The sequence below is a fragment of the Streptomyces sp. NBC_00513 genome, from assembly GCF_041431415.1.
GTDB lineage: Bacteria > Actinomycetota > Actinomycetes > Streptomycetales > Streptomycetaceae > Streptomyces.
Window position 1 is genome coordinate 190,733 of the sequence record NZ_CP107845.1, and the last position, 20,023, is coordinate 210,755.

Genomic DNA, 20,023 nt, shown 5'->3' on the forward strand with positions numbered 1-20,023 from the left:
GTCACGTGGTAGCGATTTTCGCGCTCACGCAGGACAAGGCATTGGGGTTGAAGGAGGGTTGCCCCCCCCCGCCGGGACAATCGCACCAAGTCTCCCTACTCAGACCTGTGTTGACCTTAAGCTGAAAATTTCATTAAATTCGCATGTTTGCATGATCGTTCTAACTCGTGGGGGGAACCACGGTGGCAAAACCACCGGGCCTTCGGCCTGCTCAAAAACAGGGGCGTCGAGGCGCCCCATCTCGCCTGACTACACTCGGCCTGGCGGCCGGTGTAGTCCTGACCAGTTGGTTGCCGCCCGCCGTCGCAACCGCCTCAACCGGATCGGCGCCCACTCCCGCCGCCGCAGCGCCTAACAGCGACCTCGGACAGCAGGACACCCCGGAATCGCTAGCCGTGGCGGAAGCCAGAAAGTCCGGCAAGGACGTGCCGGTCGCAGCCATGCGCCGGGAGGCCGGTGACGTCACCGCTCGCCCCGACGGCACCCTCGTCGCAACCGTCTACACCAAGCCGGTCCGTGCCCTGAAGGGGGGCATGTGGCAGGACATCGACACCTCGCTGCACAAGACCTCGGATGGCAGCGTCGCTCCTCGTATGGCCCTGCCTGACGTGGCCTTCTCCGGGGGCGGCGAGCAGCCGCTGATCCGAATGAATCAATCCGGCAAGGAGGTTCGGCTGAACTGGCCCGATCCTCTTCCCGCGCCGGTGCTGGACGGGGACACCGCCGAGTACCGCTCGGTCTTGCCCGATGTGGATCTGCGGCTGACCGCCACGGAGACGGGTTTCACTCAGTTCATCGTCGTGAAGTCGGCGGCCGCAGCAAAGAATCCGCGACTCGATCGTCTCCGGTTGGGGCTCAATGCCCCTGGGCTGACCATGCGGCAGGGAGCCGACGGCTCGCTCAAGATGACGGACGCCGTAGGTGGAACGGTTTTCGAGGCCCCCAAGCCGATCATGTTCGACTCCTCACCCGGCCTCACCGACGGTTCCGTGGTGCCTTCCGGCATTCACCACCAGGCGGGTCCTGAGCCTGCGGCCCGGTCCGGTAGGTCTGCCCGGTCCGCTCTCGCGCCTGCGGCCGGAGCAGAGCCCCAGGCCCACACTGCCGAGGTTCAGCTCTCCGTACCGACCGATCAGAAGAGCCTGCTGCTCACTCCCAACCAGAGCTTGCTGGACTCACCCAACACCGTTTTCCCAGTGTTGATCGATCCGAATCTCCAGACCCCACGCGCCAACGGCTGGGCCGGCATCTCGCAGGCTTGGGAGAACAACGCCTACTGGAAGTACACGGGTGACTTCGGCACCGGCCGCTGCATCGCAGCGAGCTGTGCTTCAGGTGACGTCAAGCGCGTCTTGTACTCGTTCCCGGTCAAGGGCTGGGGCTTCGTCGGCAAGCGCATCCTGTCGGCAAAGCTGAACGTTTGGGAAACCCACGCCTTCAGCTGCACCAAGAAGCCGCTCCAGATGTACGCAACTGCGCGCATCGGCACGGGTACCACTTGGAAGAATTCCAGCGGTCCCAGCTTCTGGGTGCAGCACCTGCAGACCATCAACGCCGCTCGCGGCTACGACGGCTGCGCTGCGGGATACGTGGAGTTCGGCGGCGGCACCTCGAATGCGTTGCGGGACAAAGTCCAGCAGGCCGCCAACGGCGACTGGGTGGACCTCACCCTTGGTCTCAAGGCCGAGAACGAGGCGGACGGCTACGCCTGGAAGAGGTTCAACAGCAACGCCGGTCTTCAGGTCACCTATAACCTTCCGCCCCGGCAGGCCCCGATGTCGGACCTGTCGATGTCCCCGGGCTCGGTGTGTTCCACTTCCGCCCTGGTCATCACCAAGCACCCGCAGATCACCGCTAAGGTCTCCGACCCGGACGGCGACGCCATCGGCGTGCAGTTCGGCGCGCACTGGGACAATGGTGACGGCACCGGGATGAGCGGGAAATGGTACTCCACCGGCGCCCTGGGCACCGCTCCGCCAGGGAACACGTTCAAGGCCTCAGGTTCCGCGTTCTCCGTCACGCTGCCCAGCAGCGTTCCGCAGAACAAACTGATCAACTGGGCGGTTCGCGGCTGGGACGGCACCGAATGGGGGCCGTGGAGCTACGACGGCAACCCCACCGCCTGCTACTTCCAGATCGACACCAGCGCACCCGCCGGCCCCGTCACCACCTCGCCGCATTTCCCCGGCTCCACCGATGCGCAGGCCTCACTGCCCTGGACGGACGGCGTCGGCCGCTACGGCACTTTCATCTTCGACACCAGCTCCACCGATGCGGTCAAGTACCAGTGGGGCCTCAACCAGCTGCCTTCCGCGGCGAACTCGTTGACCACAACGGCCGGGGCCCCACAACAGGTCAGCCTCCTGATGGAGAAGGAAGGCCCGCAGTTCATCTCCGTACGGGCCCTGGACTCTGCAGGTAATGCCTCTGAACCGACCACGTACTACTTCAACGTGCGCCGCGGCCAAGCCCCACGCGCGGGCTGGAGCATGGACGGGATCGATGGCGGAGGTGTCACCGGCAGCTCTTCCGACTTGTCCGCGACCCTGGCAGCCGGTACGGCCGGGGCACCCGGGCACATCGGGAACGGCGTCCTCCTCGACGGGACGCGGGCGCCGGACACCACCCCCGTGCAATACCTCACCACCAGCGCGTCCGTCCTGGAGACCCATCGCAGCTTCACCGTGTCCGCCTGGGTGAAGGTCACTTCCCTGGCCAGCGCACACCAGGCCATCGTCAGCCAGACCGGCAAGCAGATGAGCTCCATGGAGCTGGGCATCAGCGAGGGCAAGTGGGCTCTCAAGACGCCGACCCTCGACGACTCCTCCACCAGCGGCTGGCGTACCGCGTACAACGAGACCGCTCCGGTCCTCAACCAGTGGACGCATCTGGCCGGAACCTACGACGCCGCCACCGGACTGACCACGGTGTACGTCAACGGGCAGGCCGGCGCCCCCGCGGCCGCCACCGTCTTCAACGCCCGCGGTCCCCTGGACATCGGGCGGATGCTCTGGCGCGGCACCTACACCGACCCCTGGTTCGGCTCCCTCGACGAGATTCGAGCCTACGACCGCTCGCTCTCGCCCTCCGAGATCACCGCGCTGGCCACCGACCAGCCAGTCACCGGCGGTTTCGGCGCCAAGGCCGTCTGGACTCTGGACGAAGCGGGCACGACCATGGCCGGCCGGTCCGAGGTCTCAGGCCTCAAGCTCACCGGCAGTACGCAGCTCGTTCCCGGTGTAAAGGACAAGGCCCTCGCCTTGGGCGCCACCGGCTACGCCACCACCGCTCGCCCACACGTCGAGGTGGACGGCAGCTTCGCCGTTTCGGCGTGGGTGCGCCGTCCCGCCCTGGCAGCCGGGGACACCGGCTCTAAGGTCATCCTCAGCCAGTCCGGCGCCCAGAACGCGGAGTTCACTCTCTCCTACTCCGGCGCCGACAAGAAGTGGGTGTTCGCCCGGCCCCAGTCGGACTCCGCGACGGCCACCGTCGTGCAGGCCAAACAGGCCGCTTGCACCGCGGGAACGACCCTTACCGGCGGCATTCCCTGTGTCGGCCCGACGGCCGGCGAGTGGACCCACCTGCTGGGCGTGAGCGACACCGCCACCGGCAAGCTCCGGCTCTACGTCAACGGATTCCTGTCGTCGGAAACCGCGTTCGCGGGCAGCGGCGGCTGGAGCGCGTCGAAGGCCTTCACGGTCGGCGCCCTTGAAAAGAACGGCACCTTCAGCAGCCACTTCGGCGGTGACGTCGACGACGTCGCCGTCCTCGACCGGGTGGTGACCCAGACCGAGGCACGCGAGATGCTCAAGCAGCGTCCGCAGCTCCTGGGACGCTGGAAGTTCAACACCGCCACCGCCGGCAGCACTCCCGGCGAGCCCACCGGGACGGCGGCAGCCGCCGCACTGTCCGCCACCGGCGCCGCCATCGTGGCCGATGGCGGGGTGACCGCGCTCGGCAGCCTGGCTCTCCAGGAACCCGGCTACGCCTCCACAACCGTCGCTCCTCGTACCAACGAGAGCTTCGCTCTCGCCGGGTGGGCCTCGGCCGGCTCGCCCATGAAGGACATGACGGTCATGTCTGTGGCGGGTGCCAACGAATCTGCGATCAGCGTCGGCTGGCACTTCGACAAACTGGTCGACGGGCAGGCCACCGGATGGTGGGAAGCCAAGGTCACCGGTACCGACGGGAGTACCGCCAGCCACAACGCGGTGACGCACACCTTCGACCAGTCCCTGTTCATCGGCGACTGGAACCACATCGCGGTCGTCTACGACGGCTTCTCCGGACAGCTGGCGCTCTACGTCAACGGCAACCTGGAGAACCAGATCTGCGCCGACGGGGCCGGATCCGACTGCACCAGCCACGTCTCTTTCGCTCCTGTGACCACACCGTTCACCGCAAGCGGCGGTCTCCAATTCGGCCGTAGCCGAGCCGGCTCCCAGTGGGTCAAGCCGCTGACCGGCGAGATCGACGACGTCTGGGTCTATCAGGGGGTCCTCAGTCCGGCGCAGATCACCGCGCTGGCCGACCCCACCACAGAGCTCGACACGGCCACCGGGGTCTGACCGCCCGGCCGAACTCCGTCGGCTCTTCACTCCTAATCAGTAGTCCGCTCGGGCCCCGGCCCGAGCGGACTGCACGAGGTACCAGTAGATGAATGTCTTCAGCCGCCACAGGCGCGGCACGGCCCGCATAGCGGCAGTGGTCAGCGGCGTCATCGTCGCCACCCTGTTGCAAGCCGCCCCCGGCACTCCGGCGTTGGCGAACACCAAGGCCCCTGAGGCCCGTTCGCACGAACGTCCGGTCAAGGGGTCCGCAGGCAAGGTCAAGCCACGCACCACCAAGACGCCACCCGCAGTGGCGAAGCCCGCGATCACCTGGCCGAAGGCCGGATCCACCACCGTGAGGCTCGCCGCCTCTGCCGCACCCAAACCCGCGGCCAGTGGCGCCCGAACCGCCAAGACCAGCCCGTCGCAAGTCGGGGCCACTGGCCCTCTGCGCGTCGGCACCCTTCCCGTGCAGCTCGGCGCAGCCGAGGCGTTCTCGGCACCGGCCGTCCCGCAGGAGGTGAAGGTCGAGGTCTTGGACCACTCCGCCGCGCAGCGGGCGGGCGTCGACGGGGTGCTGCTCACCCTGGATCGCGCCGACTCGGCCCCTCAGAGCGCCAACGTGGACGTCAGCCTCGACTACGGCACCTTCGCGCGGGCGGCAGGCGCCGGCTACGGCCAGCGCCTCAAGCTCGTACAGCTGCCTTCCTGTGCGTTGACCACCCCCGACCGGCCCGAGTGCCGCACGGCCACCCCCCTGCGGTCCACCAACAACCCGGAACGCAGCCAGCTCACCGCCAAGCAGGTAAGCGTGCCGGCCGCCCCGCACGTGAGTGGCAAGGCCGGCGCTCCGGCCGCCCGGTCCCTGTTCGCCGCCGGTGGCGGCGCCGTGGTCCTGGCCGCGGCTCCCGCCGCGGCAGGCCCGGCAGGCAGCTTCAACGCGACTCCGTTGGCCGCCTCCGGCCGTTGGAGCGCCGACCTGAACGGCGGCTCCTTCAACTGGAGCTACCCGCTCACGGTGCCCGCGGTCCCCGGTGACCTCAAGCCCGAGCTCGGCCTGTCCTACTCCTCGTCGTCCATCGACGGACGCAGCGCCAACAGCAACAATCAGGCGTCCTGGGCCGGTGACGGCTTCGGCATGGCGCAGGGCGGCTTCGTCGAGCGCTCGTACAAGTCGTGCGGCGACGACGGGGTCAAGGACGGGATCAACACTCCCGGGGACCTGTGCTGGGGCTACGACAACGCCACCATCAGCTTCCAGGGGCACTCCGGCGAACTCATCCCGGTCTCGGCCGACGAATGGCGTATCCAGGGCGACGACAACACCAAGGTCGTCCGGCTCCGCGACTCCGGCCGCGGTAACGGTGACAACGACGGCGAGTACTTCAAGGCCACGCTGGCCGATGGCACCCAGTATTTCTTCGGCTACAACCGACTGCCCAACTGGGCCACCGGCAAGCCGGAGACGAAGTCCGTGTTCACCGTGCCGGTCTTCGGTGACGACGCGAACGAACCGTGCCACGCCTCCTCCTTCGCGTCTTCGTGGTGCCAGCAGGGCTGGCGGTGGAACCTGGACCTGGTGATCGATCCCCGCGGGAACGACATCACCTACTGGTACAAGCAGGAGACCAACTCCTACGGACGCAACCTCAAAGCGGCGGACGACACCCCCTACGTACGGGGCGGCTGGCTCGAGCGCATCGACTACGGCCAGCAGAAGGGCGACCTGTACTCGGACACCGTCAAGCCGACGGCTCGGATCACGTTCACGCCCGCCGAGCGCTGCCTGGAGACCACAGCCGGCCTCTGCGATCCCGCGAAGATCGACACCAACCGGCAGTACTGGTACGACACGCCCTGGGACATGAACTGCAAGGCGGGGACGGACTGCGACAAGGGTCGCCTCGCCCCCACGTTCTTCTCCCGCTACCGCCTGTCCGCGATCACCACGCAGACCCTGCAGAGTGACAACACCTACAAGGACTCCGACCGCTGGGACCTCAAGCACCACTGGGGCACCGCGGACAACGACTACCAGCTCCTGCTGTCGTCCGTACAGCACACCGGCCTGGCCGGCACCACCCCGCTGACGGTTCCGCCGACCACCTTCTCGTACACCGCGATGGCCAACCGGCTGGACAAGGACGACGACGGCCGACTTCCCTTCCACAAGAAGCGGTTGACCTCCATCGCGGATGAGTTCGGCGGCCAGATCGACGCCAACTACTCCCCCGCGGCCTGCACCTGGTCGGCGTTGCCCACGCCGGAGAACAACACCACCCGCTGTTACCCGGTCAAATACCAGCCGGTCGACGACGGCCCGATCACCAACGAGTGGTTCAACAAGTACGTCGTCGAATCGGTGTTGGCCACCGACCGTACCGGCGGCGCGCCGGACACCATGACCAAGTACACCTACCTCGGCGGAGCCGCCTGGCACTTCGACGACGACGACGGCATGACCCCGGAGAAGCTCAAGACCTGGTCCCAGTGGCGAGGCTACGGCCAGACCCGGGTCGAGACCGGCTCCACCCAGGCATTCACCTCCCAAGAGGACCACTTCTTCATCCGCGGCATGGACGGGGACCGCAACAACCCCTCGGACAAGACCAAGACCCGTTCGGTGCAGCTCTCCGACGGCGAGGGCGCAACGATCACCGACGACGAAGCCTGGCGCGGTCTCGAATACCGCAAACTGGACTTCGACCGGCCCGGCGGCAAAGTCCTGCAGAAGCAGGTGACCATCCCCTGGAAAAAGGAAACCGCCAAGCGGGTCCGTGACTGGGGCACCACAACCGCCAACCTCGTCGGCATCTCCTCCACCCGCCAGTTCACCTCCTTGGACCAGGGAGCGGGCCAGTCCTGGCGCGAGGTCAGGAAGAACACCTCGACCTTCGACGGCTACGGGCGGCCCACCGTCGAGGAAGACCTGGGCGACATCGCGACCCCGTCCGATGACAGCTGCACCCGCACCACCTACGCCGACAACACCACGGCTTGGATCCTGACCGGCACCATCCGTGCCGAGAAGGTGGCCGGTACCTGTTCCAAGACCGTGGACCGCAAGACCCGCGCCGACGGAACCTCGGACGTCCTGTCCGACATCCGGACCCGTTGGGACGGCCAAGCGGCAGGGGCGGCCCCCACCAAGGGGCTGGCGACCCTCACCAGCTACCTGAAGTCCCGGTCCGCCACCCAGGCGATCTACCTGGACAACGCCTCCACCTATGACGTCTACGGACGGCAACTGACCGCCACAGGACTGGCCTCCACCAGCGTCTTCGACCCGGCGAACGAGTCGGCGGCCCCGGCCACGACCGCGCACGCGCTGGCGCAGACCTCCACGACGGCGTTCACACCGGCCACCGGCCGCCCGACCTCCATGAAGGTCACCAGCGCTGCCGCCACGGCAGGGCAGGCTGCGAGCGCCCAAACCGTCACCACCGCCTACGACAGCCTGCGAACGCAGCCGGTCTCGGTGACCGACACCAGCGGCCGCAAGACGGAGGTCGAGTACGACGCCCTCGGCCGGACCCGCAAGGTCTGGCAGCCCAACCGCTCCAAAGCGAACGGCCAGAGCCCCAACGCCGAATTCCGGTACCACACCGAGGAAGGGAAGATCGCGGCCGTCGAGTCGCTGAGCCTGCGCAACGACGGCTCTCAGGAATCCCGCTTCACCCTGTACGACGGATTCGCCCGCGCACGCCAGACCCAGGCACCCGGCGCGAACGGCGGCACGGTCCTCACCGACACCTTCTACAACGCGATGGGCCAGACCTCCCTGGAGTACGCCCCGTACTACGCGACGAAGGCCCCCGACACCACGCTGTTCAAGGTGGAGGACGCCACAGGCGTCGAGACGCAAACCGCGACCGAGTTCGACAGCCTCAACCGGCCGGTCAAATCCACTCTGCTCAAGGGCAACGGCATCGGCACGCCTCTGGCGGTGACCACCACCGAGTACGGCGGTGACCGCATCACGGTGACCCCGCCCCAGGGCGCAACGCCTACCACCACCATCTCCGACGCCGCCGGCAAGCCGACCGAGGTCCGCGAGTACAAGGCGACCACGCCCACGGGCCCCTACGACACCACCGTCCGCGCCTACGACGCACTGGGCAACCTGGCCCGGCTGACCGACGCCGGCGGCAGCGTCTGGACCTGGTCCTACGACCAGCTCGGACGCCAAACCAAGGCCGTGGACCCTGACACCGGCACCACGATCACCAGCTACAACGACCGCAACCAGAAGACCGCGGTGAGGGACGGTCGCGACAAGACCGTCTCCTTCGTCTACGACAACCTCGGCCGCCAGCTCGAAACCCGCGACGGATCAGCCTCCGGCCCGCTGCTCACCTCCCAGACCTGGGACCCCACAGGCGCCGCCGGCCAACTGGCGAGCAGCACCCGCCACCACACCGTGGGCGGCACCACCTACCAGTACAAAACGACCTTCGCCAACTACGACGCCATGCTGCGTCCCGGCAAGACCACACTCACCGTCCCGCCCGTCCCCGGCCAGGAAGCCTTGGCCGGCTCATACGTCACAGGCTCAACCTTCAACCTGGACGGCACCCAAAAGACGACCAGCGTCCCGGCCGCGGGCAACCTGCCCGCCGAAACACTCTCCTTCACCTACGACCCACTGCACCAGCTCACCGCGGTGAGCAGCGGCCTCGGCAGCTACCTGACCGGACAGACCTACACACTGACCGGCAAGCCGCTGCAGACCACCCTCAAGGCCGGCGGCCAGGACACCTGGATCACCGACAGCTACGAGTACGGGACCCAACGCCTTGCGACCCGCCGCACCGATCAGTACGGCATCGCACAGGCCGCCAGTGTCCTGACATACGGCTACGACCAGGTCGGCAACGTCAAGTCCATCAACGACGTCACACGCTCCGGCACCGAAACCCAGTGCTTCCAACACGACTACCTGGCACGGGTGTCGCAAGAATTCACCTCCAAGACCACCGCCTGCCCGGCCCAACCCACAGCGGCCCAGATCGGCGGCCCCGCTCCCTACTGGAACAGCTACTCCTACAACCCCGACGGCACCCGCAAGACGGAAACCCGACACGACCTGTCGGGTGACAACGCCAAGAACAGCGTCCGCACCTACCAGTACCCGGCGACAGGCGCGGCACAACCGCACACCCTGCTCGGCACCTCCACCCAGACGGGCACCGACGCCCCGGTCAACCAGAGCTACGGCTACGACACGGCCGGCAACACCACCTCCCGCAACCTCATCCCCACCCCGGGAGCAACGAGCCGGCAGGCCCTGACCTGGAACACAGAGGGCAAGCTCAACAAACTCCAGGACACCATCACCACCCCGGGAACCGGCACCTCGACGAAAACCGCCGAATACATCTACACGCCGGACGGCAGCCGACTCGTCGCCCACGAGACCGACAACGCGGACCCGAACGCCACCCGCACCACCTTGTACCTGGGGTCCATGGAACTGGAACTCCGCAAGGGCGCCGCGAAACCGACAGCCACCCGCTACTACGCACTGGGCAGCGCCAACGCCGTCCGCGAAGACAACGGAGACCTGTCGTTTCAGGTCAGTGACCACCACAACACCGGCACCCTGTCAGTGGACTCCACGACCGGGGCCATCGAACACCGCCGCATGACACCCTTCGGCGTACCACGCGGCACCAAACCGGCGAACTGGGCCGGCACCAAGGGCTTCGTCGGCGGCACCATCGACGCCACCGGCCTGACCCACATCGGCGCCCGCGAGTACGACCCCTCCACCGGCCGATTCATCAGCGCGGACCCCCTCCTCGATGCGAACCGACCCCAAACCCTCAACGGCTACGTCTACGCGGCCAACAACCCGGCGACACTCAGCGACCCGAGCGGCGCAGCCATCTTCGACTGGGTGACCGACCTCCTGTCGCCGACCAGCTTCGGCTTCTTCGCGGCGGTCAAGAAGGCATTCGGGTTCGCCAGAGCGGTATTCTCCGGCAAGTCACACATTCAGATCGCCCCAGGCAAGCAAACCTGCCGCTACGCCATGGGCAGCAACCATTGCTCCACAAGCTCGCCGCAATACAAGCTCGTCAACGGCCCTGCGGCACCGGTGAAGGAGCGCGAAAAAGCAGTCAACACCACCAGCAGCGGCTACCCCGCCTGCCCGGACTGCATTGGCGAGGAAGGCAACCCGCTAATCATGAAGGAGATGGCGATCGCCGTATGCAGCGCCATCCCCGTCCTCGGGACCGAATGCGATGCCTACGACCTACAGCGAGCCCGCAACGAAGGCGACACCTTCGGCGTGGCCGCCGGCATCCTGGGATTCATCCCGTTCGGCGACGTCCTGAAACTACCCAAGATCATCGACAGAATCATTGAGGCAGGCAAAGTCTGCGGTAAGTGCTTCCTGCCCGGCACAAAGGTGCTGATGGCCGACGAATCCACGAAAAACATCGAGGACATCAAGGTCGGCGATACCGTACTGGCGACTGACCCCGCCACGGGAGAAACCTCACCCCAGAAAGTCACCCGACTCATCGAGACGGAGGACGACAAACACTTCAACGAACTGTCAATCGCCACACCCTCCGGAATCGAAAAGCTCACAGCCACCCACGAACACCCATTCTGGTCGCCGTCGAGCAACGACTGGGTCAACGCATCCCAACTGACCCCCGGCACGACCCTGCGGATAAACTCCGGCGAAACCGTGGTGGTGACCGCCAACCGCGCCTACACCCAACGCGCCAAGACGTACAACCTCACCGTCGACGTCCTCCACACGTACTATGTGCTGGCGGGGACCACGCCAGTACTTGTTCACAACAGCAACTGCCCTACCGGGAGGTTGTCGGATCGGCTCCCGCAGGGGATGTCGAGGCACTTCGTGAATGCCTATGACAACATCAGGGCCGGAAAGGGCGTTCCCCAGACCGATGCTGCCACCGGCGCACAAAAGGTATTCCAAGGCAAGGCGACGCACGAGAAGCGCTGGGCGGGTGCGCTGGAGTATCGAGTTCCTGGATCTAAGGGCGACAGTGCTCGGATTCTAGCGAAGACCTTGCCTGATGGCCGGATGGTGATGGGGTGGACAAACGACCACTACAAGACGATCAAGCCCTTCAGCGCGCCCCACTTCCCTGACTCTGGGTGGTAGTAGGCGGAAGTGAATGCAATGGAGAGTCCGGGGAGGCCGCCATCAGGCTTCCCCGGACTCTCCGCTAGAATTTGCCTGATTGGCGGCGGGAAGGTACGAGATGAGTGAAAGTGGTTCGGTTATTCCGCTCTATCGCCTAGTTGAAGAAGAGTCCGGAAAGGTCATCATTGCGGCGCATGAAATCAGCGGATTCTTTGTGGAGTCCGATCGCGCACAGGCCGATGACATCTTGATCTTCGGGTCGGCGCGAGAACCGGTCCGCCTCGGGAAAGACCTGTCCGATGTGGAGCTGCGCGTGGTCAACTCGTTCGGCAAGGCGATCGGGTCGTATTACATCGGACGAGTGGGCCTGCGCTCTATGTTCGAGGGTGAGGGCAGCCTCGGGCAGGGCGGCTTTATCGCGACCTTCTATGGCCATACCTGCCCGTACGCCGCAGCGGAAGCGATCTGGCGTCGATGGGCTTCGGGAAGTCCGCTCGTAAAGGGGGAGTGGGTGCGGCATCCCGTCGAATCGCATGACAGCTGGCTCCATGTTGTTCAGAACTCCTGGTTCGAAACAGGGCATGCAGCCAAGAGGTACGGCGTCGGAGAGATCTGCGTAATCGATGGCAGACAGATCCTCAGTGAAAGCAGCTTCTATTGCGCACTTGGTGAAGCGGTTAATGGCCCCGGTGGATATTTTGGATCCACTCTTGACGGGCTTGCCGATTGCCTTGCATCGTCCCAGAGGGCCGGCGCTCCGTTCAAGCTGGTATGGGAACACTTTTCCAGCGCAGAGGAAAGGATGGGTGCCTCGCTGGCGGCATCCGCTATGGACGTTCTGAGAGAATTCGACGTAGAGGTAACGACCAAGTAGCAGTGCTCGGATTCTGGACATAAGAAGTGTAAAGATGAAGGCCCATCAGGCGATGCCTGGTGGGCCTTCAACGTGGTGTGACGGCAGTAGCTGACGGCAACGTCAACGGACGAGCGCGGTGCAGGGCGGCGGTTCGTCGCCGCCGGAGCGTCCCGTCTCGGTGATTCCCAGGGTTCCGAGTGTGGTGCTGAGGCTGTCGATACCGTTGCGTTGGAAGCGGAGACGGGCGTGGGCGTAAACCGTGGCGGTGAGCCGATGTGGGCGTGGCCGAGGAGTTCCTTGATGACGACGAGTTCGACGCCCTGTTCCAAGAGTAGGGTGGCGGCCGAGTGTCGGAGGTCGTGGAAGCGGATGCGGCGGAGTCCTGCCCGGTTGAGGAAGTTGCGGAAGCGGCGGGTGAGGTTGGCCGGGGCGAGAGGTCTGCCGGTCGGGGTGGTGAAGACGATGCCGTTGTCTCTCCAGTCCGGCCGGGATCCCGGTCCTCCTCGTGCGGTTCGCCCAGATGCCTGGCTGAAGGCCCCTTCACGCCAGGACCTTCGTCAGGCCCGACGGCTCGGCCACCGCGCGCTGCATGCGTCGCAACCTGGTCGCTCGGCTCTGATATGGCGATCTGCGGCCCCCGGTCTCGGCGCACTCTCAGCACCGCAACCGGGTTCCTCGGCCTTCTTCGTGGAGACGTCCCGGGCGGCGCTCGGCAAAGAGTGACGGGGGCAGCGTCGACGGATGGCGACGCGGCGGTGAGTCCGCAGCCACGCCGCCGACCGCGCTCACTGGACCCGCCCTGCTCCTTGCCTCTACAAACACCCGTATTGCCGAGGTCGGTGGCCCACGGCAGTTCAAGACTCAGTGCCATCCCCTACCTCAGGCATCCCAGCAGTCCGGTCCCGAGTGCCTGGCCTGCGAGGTCACGCCTGCGGAGGGTTCTCACCGTCGTGGTCCGTGTCGGCCTTGCGGGCCTCCCGGCGGGTCGCCGGGCCTCCAGGGCGATGGAGAGCGTCGCCCCGATCAGGCGCGGTCCGAGGCGAGTGCGGCCATGAGGTCGCGTGCGGCGACAGGGTGTCCGGCCCGCCCGGTGTACGCGGCGTGCCTGTGCCGGCTGGCGAGGGTGTCGCCATGGGTGTGTGCCGGGCGGCTGGCGGGCTGCCCGGCACACGTTCACTGCGGATTCGGCGCCGCCCATTCACGGGCGGCCGGCTGTGGCCCGGGTTAGCGGCGGCGGCCCCAGGACTCGGTGTCGACGGTGTGGTTGCGGTCGTCGCGCAGGGTGGCGGTGTCGGCGCGGTTGTCCCAGACGTGGTCGCGCTTGCCCTGGAAGAGGTCGGTGCGGGTGGCGCGGCCGGATCCGGTGTGGATCCGGATGGTGGCGCGGCCGCCGATGCGGGTGTCGTTGAAGCGGTACCGGTTACCGTCGGAGTCACGCAGCGTCCAGCCACGCAGGTTCACCGGCCGGCGGGTCGTGTTGCGGATCTCGACCCACTCGCCGTTCAGGGAACGGTTGGAGCGGTCGTCACGTCCAGGAGCGTCGGCCTGGACCCGGGAGATCTCCACCCGCGGGTGCCGATCATGACCCCGGTCCGCCGCGGCGGCGGGAAGCGCGGCTGCGGACACGATCGCGCCGGCGGCCAGGACAGTGGCGCCGATACGGCGGGCGGTCGACGAAGCAGACATACGTGGCCCCTCAAGAACTGTGCCTCACCCGCCGATACGAACCCTGTACCGGTGGGGGTGCCCGGCCCGCGGTGGGCCGAGGACCCAAACTCTCGACCCGACACGGGGCCCACCACAGCCCCCGACGAGGCCGGTTACCCACCCCGGACATTCCCGTCACACACACCTGCGCACTACACACAATGCGCGTGAGCGTGGCCCTGACATTCACTGACCGCTACACCCACCCAGAGCGTGCACGGCGCAGTCGATCACTACGCCCGGAGCGCACCACCGAGCGCACTCCTCCACCCGTCACCCAACCGGAGCAGCAAGTTCCGTAACAGCCGTTCCGCACGATTCTTCGCACGCATGCACGGAAAGCGTGCTGGACGACGGTGACAAGGTGATGGTCACGGCCCGCACCCGGGATGTGGCGGTGCCGTGTCCGGTGTGCCGAACGCCAGCGGCGAGGGTGCACGGGTACCACCGCCGGACGGTGCGGGACGTGCCGGTCGACGGCCGCCCGGTCGTCGTCCACCTGCGGGTACGAAGGCTGGCCTGTCCGGTTCTGGGCTGCTCCCGGCAGACCTTCCGTGAACAGATTCCCGGACTGCTGAAGCGTCATCAGCGCCGCACTGTGCGTCTCGCCGGGCAGATATCGCAGGTGGCGCGGGAGTTATGCGGCCGGGCGGCCGCACGCCTGGCCGCTCTGCTGGCCGTGCCCGTCTCCCGCAGCACCGCACTGCGCCATCTGCGGCGCCTGCCGCTGCCCGAGCAGGCCATCCCGCGGGTGATCGGCGTGGACGATTTCGCCCTGCGCCGCCGCCACCGCTACGCCACGATCATCACGGATGCCGAGACCGGCCGACGCGTCGCGGTCCTGCCCGACCGAGAGATGGCCACCCTGGAGTCCTGGCTGCGCGAACATCCCGGCATCGAGGTCGTATGCCGGGACGGCTCGGCCACCTACGCCGAGGCCATCCGCCGCGCCCTGCCCGACGCGGTGCAGGTCAGCGACAGATGGCACCTCTGGCGCAACCTCTGCGACAAAGCCCAGCACGAGGTCCGCGCGCATGCCGGCTGCTGGGCCACCATCAACCCGCCCCGCCCCGGCGGAGTACGCGAGCAGACCACCCGCGAACGCTGGAACAAAATCCACGATCTCCTCGGCCAAGGTATCGGCCTGCTCGACTGCTCTCGCCGCCTGGGCCTGGCCCTGAACACCGTCAAACGCTATGCCCGCATGCCCGAACCCCAGACCCTGCGCCTCACCCCTGCCTACCGGCCCACCCTCGTCGACCCCTACCGCGAGCACCTGCGCCAGCGCCGTGCCGAAGAACCAGCCGTCCCGGTCACCCACCTTCTCGAGGAGATCCGGGAGCTGGGCTACACCGGCAGCGCAAACCTCCTGGTCCGCTACCTCAACCAGGGCCGCGCCGAAGGCGACCGCCCCGTCACCACGGTGCGTCACGCCGGCCGCCTCCTGCTCACCGACCCCGAGAATCTACGCCCGAAGGAAACGGCCCTGCTGGAGAAGATCGCCGCAGCGTGCCCGGAGATGACCGCACTCGCCGATCTCATAAGCGACTTCGCCGCTCTGCTGAAACCAGCCGAGGGCAACGACACGAAACTCACCGATTGGATCACAGCCGCCCGCGGCGTCGCCCTGCCTCACCTGCGCAGTCTCACCAACGGGCTCGAAATCGACCGGCCCGCCGTGAACGCCGGCCTCACCTTGCCCTACCACAATGGCCGCACCGAAGGCGTCAACACCCGCACCAAGAGAATCATGAGACAGATACACGGACGCGCCGGATTCGACCTTCTCCGGCACCGCATCCTCCTGCCCTGACGGCTACCCGGCGTCACCACCAACTACGGGCCAGAGCCGAAAACTTTACAGACCCATGGAGCACCGCGCCTCGCACACAACAGGCCAGAGACCGTTTGAACGGCGGGTTCTGCTGGTGATCGGTCACGTTCTGCGCAACGGTCGGCGTGGATCAAGTGCCAGACACGCGGTGACGGTGGTTCAGGCGATGCCCGAGGAGGGCAAGACCGGCAGCTGCGGCGCGGTGCTGGTAGGCACGGAGCCCGGGGGTGCCAGGGGGCGCGGGCAGTCGGGCGTTGCGGTGCCAGTGGCCGGTAAGGGCGGCGAGGAACGCGGTGGTGGCATCTGGGCTGCTGGCGGTGGCGGGGTGGTCTTGCAGGAGGTGGGCAATGTCTGCGGGGGCGTGTCCGGCGAGGATGAGCTGTGGCGCGAGGGAGGCAGCGTCGATGCAGGCGGGTCCGGTGGTGGCGTGGGCCCAGTCGACGAAGGTCACGCCAAGGTGGAGGTCGCGAACCATGTTGTCGGCCCTCAGGTCGCCGTGGACGATCCGGTCACCGTGCGCAAGGCCGGGCCAGGCTGCTTCGAGTTCGGCGAGTTCGGGCAGCCAGTGCCGTACGTCTGGTTCCAGGTCTCCGTGCGGCTCGGTGAGCAGGTTGTTCCATCCGTGGAGGCTGGCGGCGCCGGATGGTGTGGTGGCGACCGCTGCGACGTACGGCGGCGGGGCGGCGCTGGAGGCGAGCTTGTCGAGGAGGGCCCAGACCTGCCCGGGATCGGATGAGCCCGGGGACAGGTCGGGATGCGGGCCGTCGAGGTGGGCAATGACGACAGCGGTCCAGTCGGCTGTGTGGTGGACACCCACCAGGTCAGGCGCTGGTGCTCCCGGGGGAAGGGAGCTGAGGACGGCGCCTTCGTGGAGGTTGGCGGCCGTGAGGGGGTCCTGGGTGGGGGCGGCTTTGACGAAGAAGCGGCGTCCGTCGGCGAGGGTCAGGGCGGCGGCCAGCTGGTGGCCGAAGCCGCCCGCCGGGGTGACGGCTTTGGTGACGGGGGCGTCGAAGGAGGCTTCGAGGCGGGACCGTAGCGGGGCGGGGACGTCAGTCCATCGCAGACGGCCGGCAGGGGGAAGCGAAGGCATGGAGGCGACTCACAGGTGGTGGCGGGCAGGGCGCGGGGGTGAGCGCCGGCCTGGACCGGTGAGGTGGTGCCTCAGTGGTCCCGGCTGGCGCTTGGCGCCTGTCGCCGCATCACACGCATGCCTTGAGTCCTTCGGAAGTCGGGAAGGGCACCCCGTTGTGGGTGCCCTTCCACTGTAGCCGGGGCGGGTGGGTCAGGTCGTGGGGTTTGGGGTCAGGTGGTGCAGGAGGGACGGTCCGATGCAGGTGGGATCGGGCAGGAGGTGGCGGGCTCCGGCCGTGTGGAGTAGGGCGGGCGGGTGCCAGCCCCAGGTGGCGCCCAGCGCGAGTACGCCGGCGGCGCGGGCGGCGGTCATGTCTCCGGGACTGTCCCCGACGAATACTGCCTGCTCGGGCCGGACTTCGACCCGGGTCAGGGCTGCGTGCAGTCCGTCGGGGGCTGGCTTCGCCGGTGCGTCCTGCCGGGTGATCACCACGTCCAGCAGGTCGGTGAGGGCGGGTGGCAGGAACCAGGACAGGCGGTCGCGGTCCTGGAGGGTGACGATCCCGAGGGCAATGTTGACGGTGCGCAGGGCGAGCAGCCCGGTGAGTACGCCGGGGAACGTGGTGGGGAGCGCGGCGGCGAGCGCGGCGTCCCACCACCGGGTGCAGGCGTCGTCCGGGTCGGTGACACCGAGATGGGCCAGCACGTCGGCTCGTGGACGGCGCAGGGCGTCGGGCGGGAGGTCCGCGGTGGTGGTGCGGCGGCCGGTCGCGCAGGTCGTGACCGCCGCGAGGGCGGTGCGTACGGCCGGGCCGCTGTCGAGGAGGACGCCGTCGAGGTCGAAGAGTGCCGCCTGCCGCGTCACTGGATGCCTCCGGGGTCGGTGAGCAGCGCGGACAGGGTCATCCGGTGCTCGGTGAGCAGGGCGGCGGCTCCCGCGTCGCGGTCCAGGACGCACGCTGCGGCGGTGACTCGGGCGCCCGCGATCCGCAGCAGCCAGGCGCCGCGAAGCAGGCTCGCCCCGCTGCGGGCGGTGTCGTCGATCAGGACGGTGCGGCGGCTGTCCGGGTCGGTGCCCTCGATCTGCCGCCACGTGCCGTGCCCTTTTGGTGCGGCCCGTACGTAGGCGGCGGGCAGTCCGGTGTACAGGGACACCGCGGTCACGAGCGGGATTGCCGCGAGCGCCGGCCCGGCCACCATTTCGGTGTCAGGGGGCAGCAGCGCGGCGAGCGCGGCTGCGGTCTCCCGGAGGAGCAGCGGGTCTGCGGTCAGCCGGTAGGGGTCGAAGTAGGAGTTGAGGGTGCGCCCGTCGGGGAGCTGGTAGGGGCCGGGCCGGAACCGCCGCGATCCGCTCCGCGAGGACGGTGGGCATCGAGGTCGTCATCGCGGGCTCCCGGAGGTGAGGTGGGCCAGGTCCTTCTCCAGTGCGGCGATGTCGGGAAGGTCGGCGAGGAACTCCAGCGGCCGGGTCGGGCCCTCTACCAGCCACTGCTCCGCGCGGAGGAACGCACCAAGGCGGCGAGCGGCCGGGCCCAGCAGCCGCACGGGAACGGGGTGGATCGTCGTCGCGTGGTACAGGGCGGCGGTCGCCTCGTGCAGGGTGCCGACCCCGCCGCCCATGACCACGACCAGGTCCACGTCGTTGAGGTAGGCGTGCAGGCGCTCGCCCATCGTCGGCGCGTACACGACGTCGGTGACGTGACGGTTGAACGGCCCCCATTCCGGGCGGTCGGCCAGCGTGATCGCGGTGACCGGCACCCCGTGGCGGGCGGCGCCCTGGGCGGCGGCTTCCATCAGGCCGTTGTAGCCGCCGTGCCGCAGCCCGTATCCGGCTGCGCCCAAGGCGTCCCCGGCGGACAGGGCGAGGCTGTCCTCACCGGGGCGGGCGACGACGCCGGCGAACAGTGCCACAGTGCGCGTCATGCCTGTGCCTCCTGGCTCTGGTAGGCGCGGTAGGCGGTGATCTCGTCAGACAGTGCGGTCACCGCGTGCGGGGCGATCCGCCCGGTCAGGCGCACGATCCGTTCCAACGTCTGGTCCGCCTGGGCAACAGTGGGCACCGGCGGGCCGCTCAGCGCGTCGGTCAGCTCCGCCAGGCATTCCCGGCCGATCGTTGTACGGCCCACCTCGTCTGGCAGGTGGTACCAGCCGTGGTGGCGGGAGTGCGGGACCAAGGAGGTGCGGATCATGTCCCGGCACGTGGCGTGCAGTTGATGTAGGAGCCCGTAGGCGATGTACTCCTGCCCGCGCAGGACGCGTTTGCGGAGCATCGCGTGCAGGACCATCGCCTGCACCAGCAGCGTCGAGCAGTCCGGCGGCGCGGCCGCCGTACGAGCGAGGTCCGCCGCCGTCTCCGCGCGGGCCCCCGCGTCCGCGTCCGTGTTCGAGGTGCTGCCGTTGGGGGTCTCCTGCCAGAGCAGGCGTGGGCCGATTCGGCGGCGCAGTGCGTCGACTGCGCTGTCCGGGCAGAGGTAGAGGTCGAGCTGGAGCAGGTGCCCGTCGTGTGGCAGCAGGTAGACGAAGCCCGCGCCACCCAGGTCGCCGACGATGGTGTCGCGCCAGCCGGGCAGCAGCGTGCCGAACTCGGTGGACATCACCGCATCCAGACTGGTCATCAGCGCGGGGAGCCGTGCGTCTCGTACGGCGACGACCAGGTCGACGTCGGACAGCCGGTCTGCCGTCCCGGTCGCCAGGGAGCCCCGCACGAGCAGCTGCGTCACCGCCGGGATGCCGGACAGCGACTGCACCAGATCGGCCAGCACCGTCAGCTGCGGGGGCCGGTGGGCGTAGGCCAGTTCCTCCAGTAGCGACAGCGGCGCCGGGGGTGTTGTCGTGGTCATACGACGTTCCTTCCTGCGAAGAAGAGTCGAGCG

General features: G+C 67.9%; 10 protein-coding genes and 1 pseudogene. 4 read left to right on the forward strand and 7 right to left on the reverse strand.

The features are described 5' to 3' along the window. The first annotated feature begins 182 nt into the window (after positions 1-182). The 3 genes from OHA84_RS00950 (at position 183) to OHA84_RS00960 (ending at position 12,556) form a co-directional block, all read left to right on the forward strand. Entirely contained in the window at positions 183-4,568 is a 4,386-nt protein-coding gene (locus OHA84_RS00950) for a LamG domain-containing protein (protein ID WP_371591286.1), read from the forward strand. Positions 4,569-4,656: 88 nt separating this feature from the next. Continuing rightward, entirely contained in the window at positions 4,657-11,700 is a 7,044-nt protein-coding gene (locus OHA84_RS00955; RefSeq protein WP_266977090.1) for a polymorphic toxin-type HINT domain-containing protein, read from the forward strand. 100 nt (positions 11,701-11,800) lie between these two features. Beyond that, positions 11,801-12,556 carry a barstar family protein gene (locus OHA84_RS00960; protein WP_266977092.1) on the forward strand — a complete coding sequence of 252 codons (756 nt, stop codon included), beginning with the start codon at positions 11,801-11,803 and terminating at the stop codon, positions 12,554-12,556. Positions 12,557-12,658: 102 nt separating this feature from the next. Here OHA84_RS00960 and OHA84_RS00965 read toward each other — a convergent pair. Both OHA84_RS00965 and OHA84_RS00970 read right to left on the reverse strand, forming a co-directional pair. After that, a pseudogene (locus OHA84_RS00965) lies at positions 12,659-13,017 on the reverse strand (tyrosine-type recombinase/integrase); the annotation flags it as partial. A 745-nt stretch (positions 13,018-13,762) separates the two neighbouring features. Then, the gene (locus OHA84_RS00970) at positions 13,763-14,224 is read right to left on the reverse strand and encodes a lamin tail domain-containing protein (RefSeq protein WP_266977094.1); all 462 of its coding nucleotides are present in this window, start codon (positions 14,222-14,224) and stop codon (positions 13,763-13,765) included. Positions 14,225-14,612: 388 nt separating this feature from the next. Between OHA84_RS00970 and OHA84_RS00975 the strand changes: the two genes are divergently transcribed. After that, positions 14,613-16,058 carry an ISL3 family transposase gene (locus OHA84_RS00975; RefSeq protein WP_266977216.1) on the forward strand — a complete coding sequence of 482 codons (1,446 nt, stop codon included), beginning with the start codon at positions 14,613-14,615 and terminating at the stop codon, positions 16,056-16,058. A gap of 151 nt (positions 16,059-16,209) precedes the next feature. Here OHA84_RS00975 and OHA84_RS00980 read toward each other — a convergent pair whose 3' ends face one another. The 5 genes from OHA84_RS00980 to OHA84_RS01000 all read right to left on the reverse strand — a co-directional run bounded on the left by OHA84_RS00980 (position 16,210) and on the right by OHA84_RS01000 (position 19,990). Next, positions 16,210-17,169: a phosphotransferase family protein gene (locus OHA84_RS00980; RefSeq protein ID WP_266977096.1), complete on the reverse strand. Its 960-nt coding sequence runs from the start codon at positions 17,167-17,169 to the stop codon at positions 16,210-16,212. A 192-nt stretch (positions 17,170-17,361) separates the two neighbouring features. Then, positions 17,362-18,015: an HAD family hydrolase gene (locus tag OHA84_RS00985; protein ID WP_266977098.1), complete on the reverse strand. Its 654-nt coding sequence runs from the start codon at positions 18,013-18,015 to the stop codon at positions 17,362-17,364. Next, positions 18,012-18,314, reverse strand: coding sequence for an orotate phosphoribosyltransferase (locus OHA84_RS00990; protein ID WP_266977099.1), 303 nt, complete (start codon positions 18,312-18,314; stop codon positions 18,012-18,014). The genes OHA84_RS00985 and OHA84_RS00990 overlap by 4 nt, the downstream gene beginning before the upstream one ends. A 216-nt stretch (positions 18,315-18,530) precedes the next feature. Continuing rightward, positions 18,531-19,073: an LOG family protein gene (locus tag OHA84_RS00995; RefSeq protein ID WP_266977101.1), complete on the reverse strand. Its 543-nt coding sequence runs from the start codon at positions 19,071-19,073 to the stop codon at positions 18,531-18,533. Then, a complete protein-coding gene (locus OHA84_RS01000) occupies positions 19,070-19,990 on the reverse strand; it encodes a nucleotidyltransferase domain-containing protein (protein ID WP_266977103.1) in 921 nt (306 codons plus the stop codon). The genes OHA84_RS00995 and OHA84_RS01000 overlap by 4 nt, the downstream gene beginning before the upstream one ends. Between the last annotated feature and the right edge of the window lie 33 nt (positions 19,991-20,023).

Bases quoted from the DNA above. Each gene is read 5' to 3' on its own strand.
- OHA84_RS00995 (WP_266977101.1), bottom strand. From the start codon at position 19,073: ATGACGCGCACTGTGGCACTGTTCGCCGGCGTCGTCGCCCGCCCCGGT.
- OHA84_RS00970 (WP_266977094.1), bottom strand. From the start codon at position 14,224: ATGTCTGCTTCGTCGACCGCCCGCCGTATCGGCGCCACTGTCCTGGCC.
- OHA84_RS01000 (WP_266977103.1), bottom strand. From the start codon at position 19,990: ATGACCACGACAACACCCCCGGCGCCGCTGTCGCTACTGGAGGAACTG.
- OHA84_RS00980 (WP_266977096.1), bottom strand. From the start codon at position 17,169: ATGCCTTCGCTTCCCCCTGCCGGCCGTCTGCGATGGACTGACGTCCCC.
- OHA84_RS00975 (WP_266977216.1), top strand. From the start codon at position 14,613: ATGGTCACGGCCCGCACCCGGGATGTGGCGGTGCCGTGTCCGGTGTGC.
- OHA84_RS00960 (WP_266977092.1), top strand. From the start codon at position 11,801: ATGAGTGAAAGTGGTTCGGTTATTCCGCTCTATCGCCTAGTTGAAGAA.
- OHA84_RS00955 (WP_266977090.1), top strand. From the start codon at position 4,657: ATGAATGTCTTCAGCCGCCACAGGCGCGGCACGGCCCGCATAGCGGCA.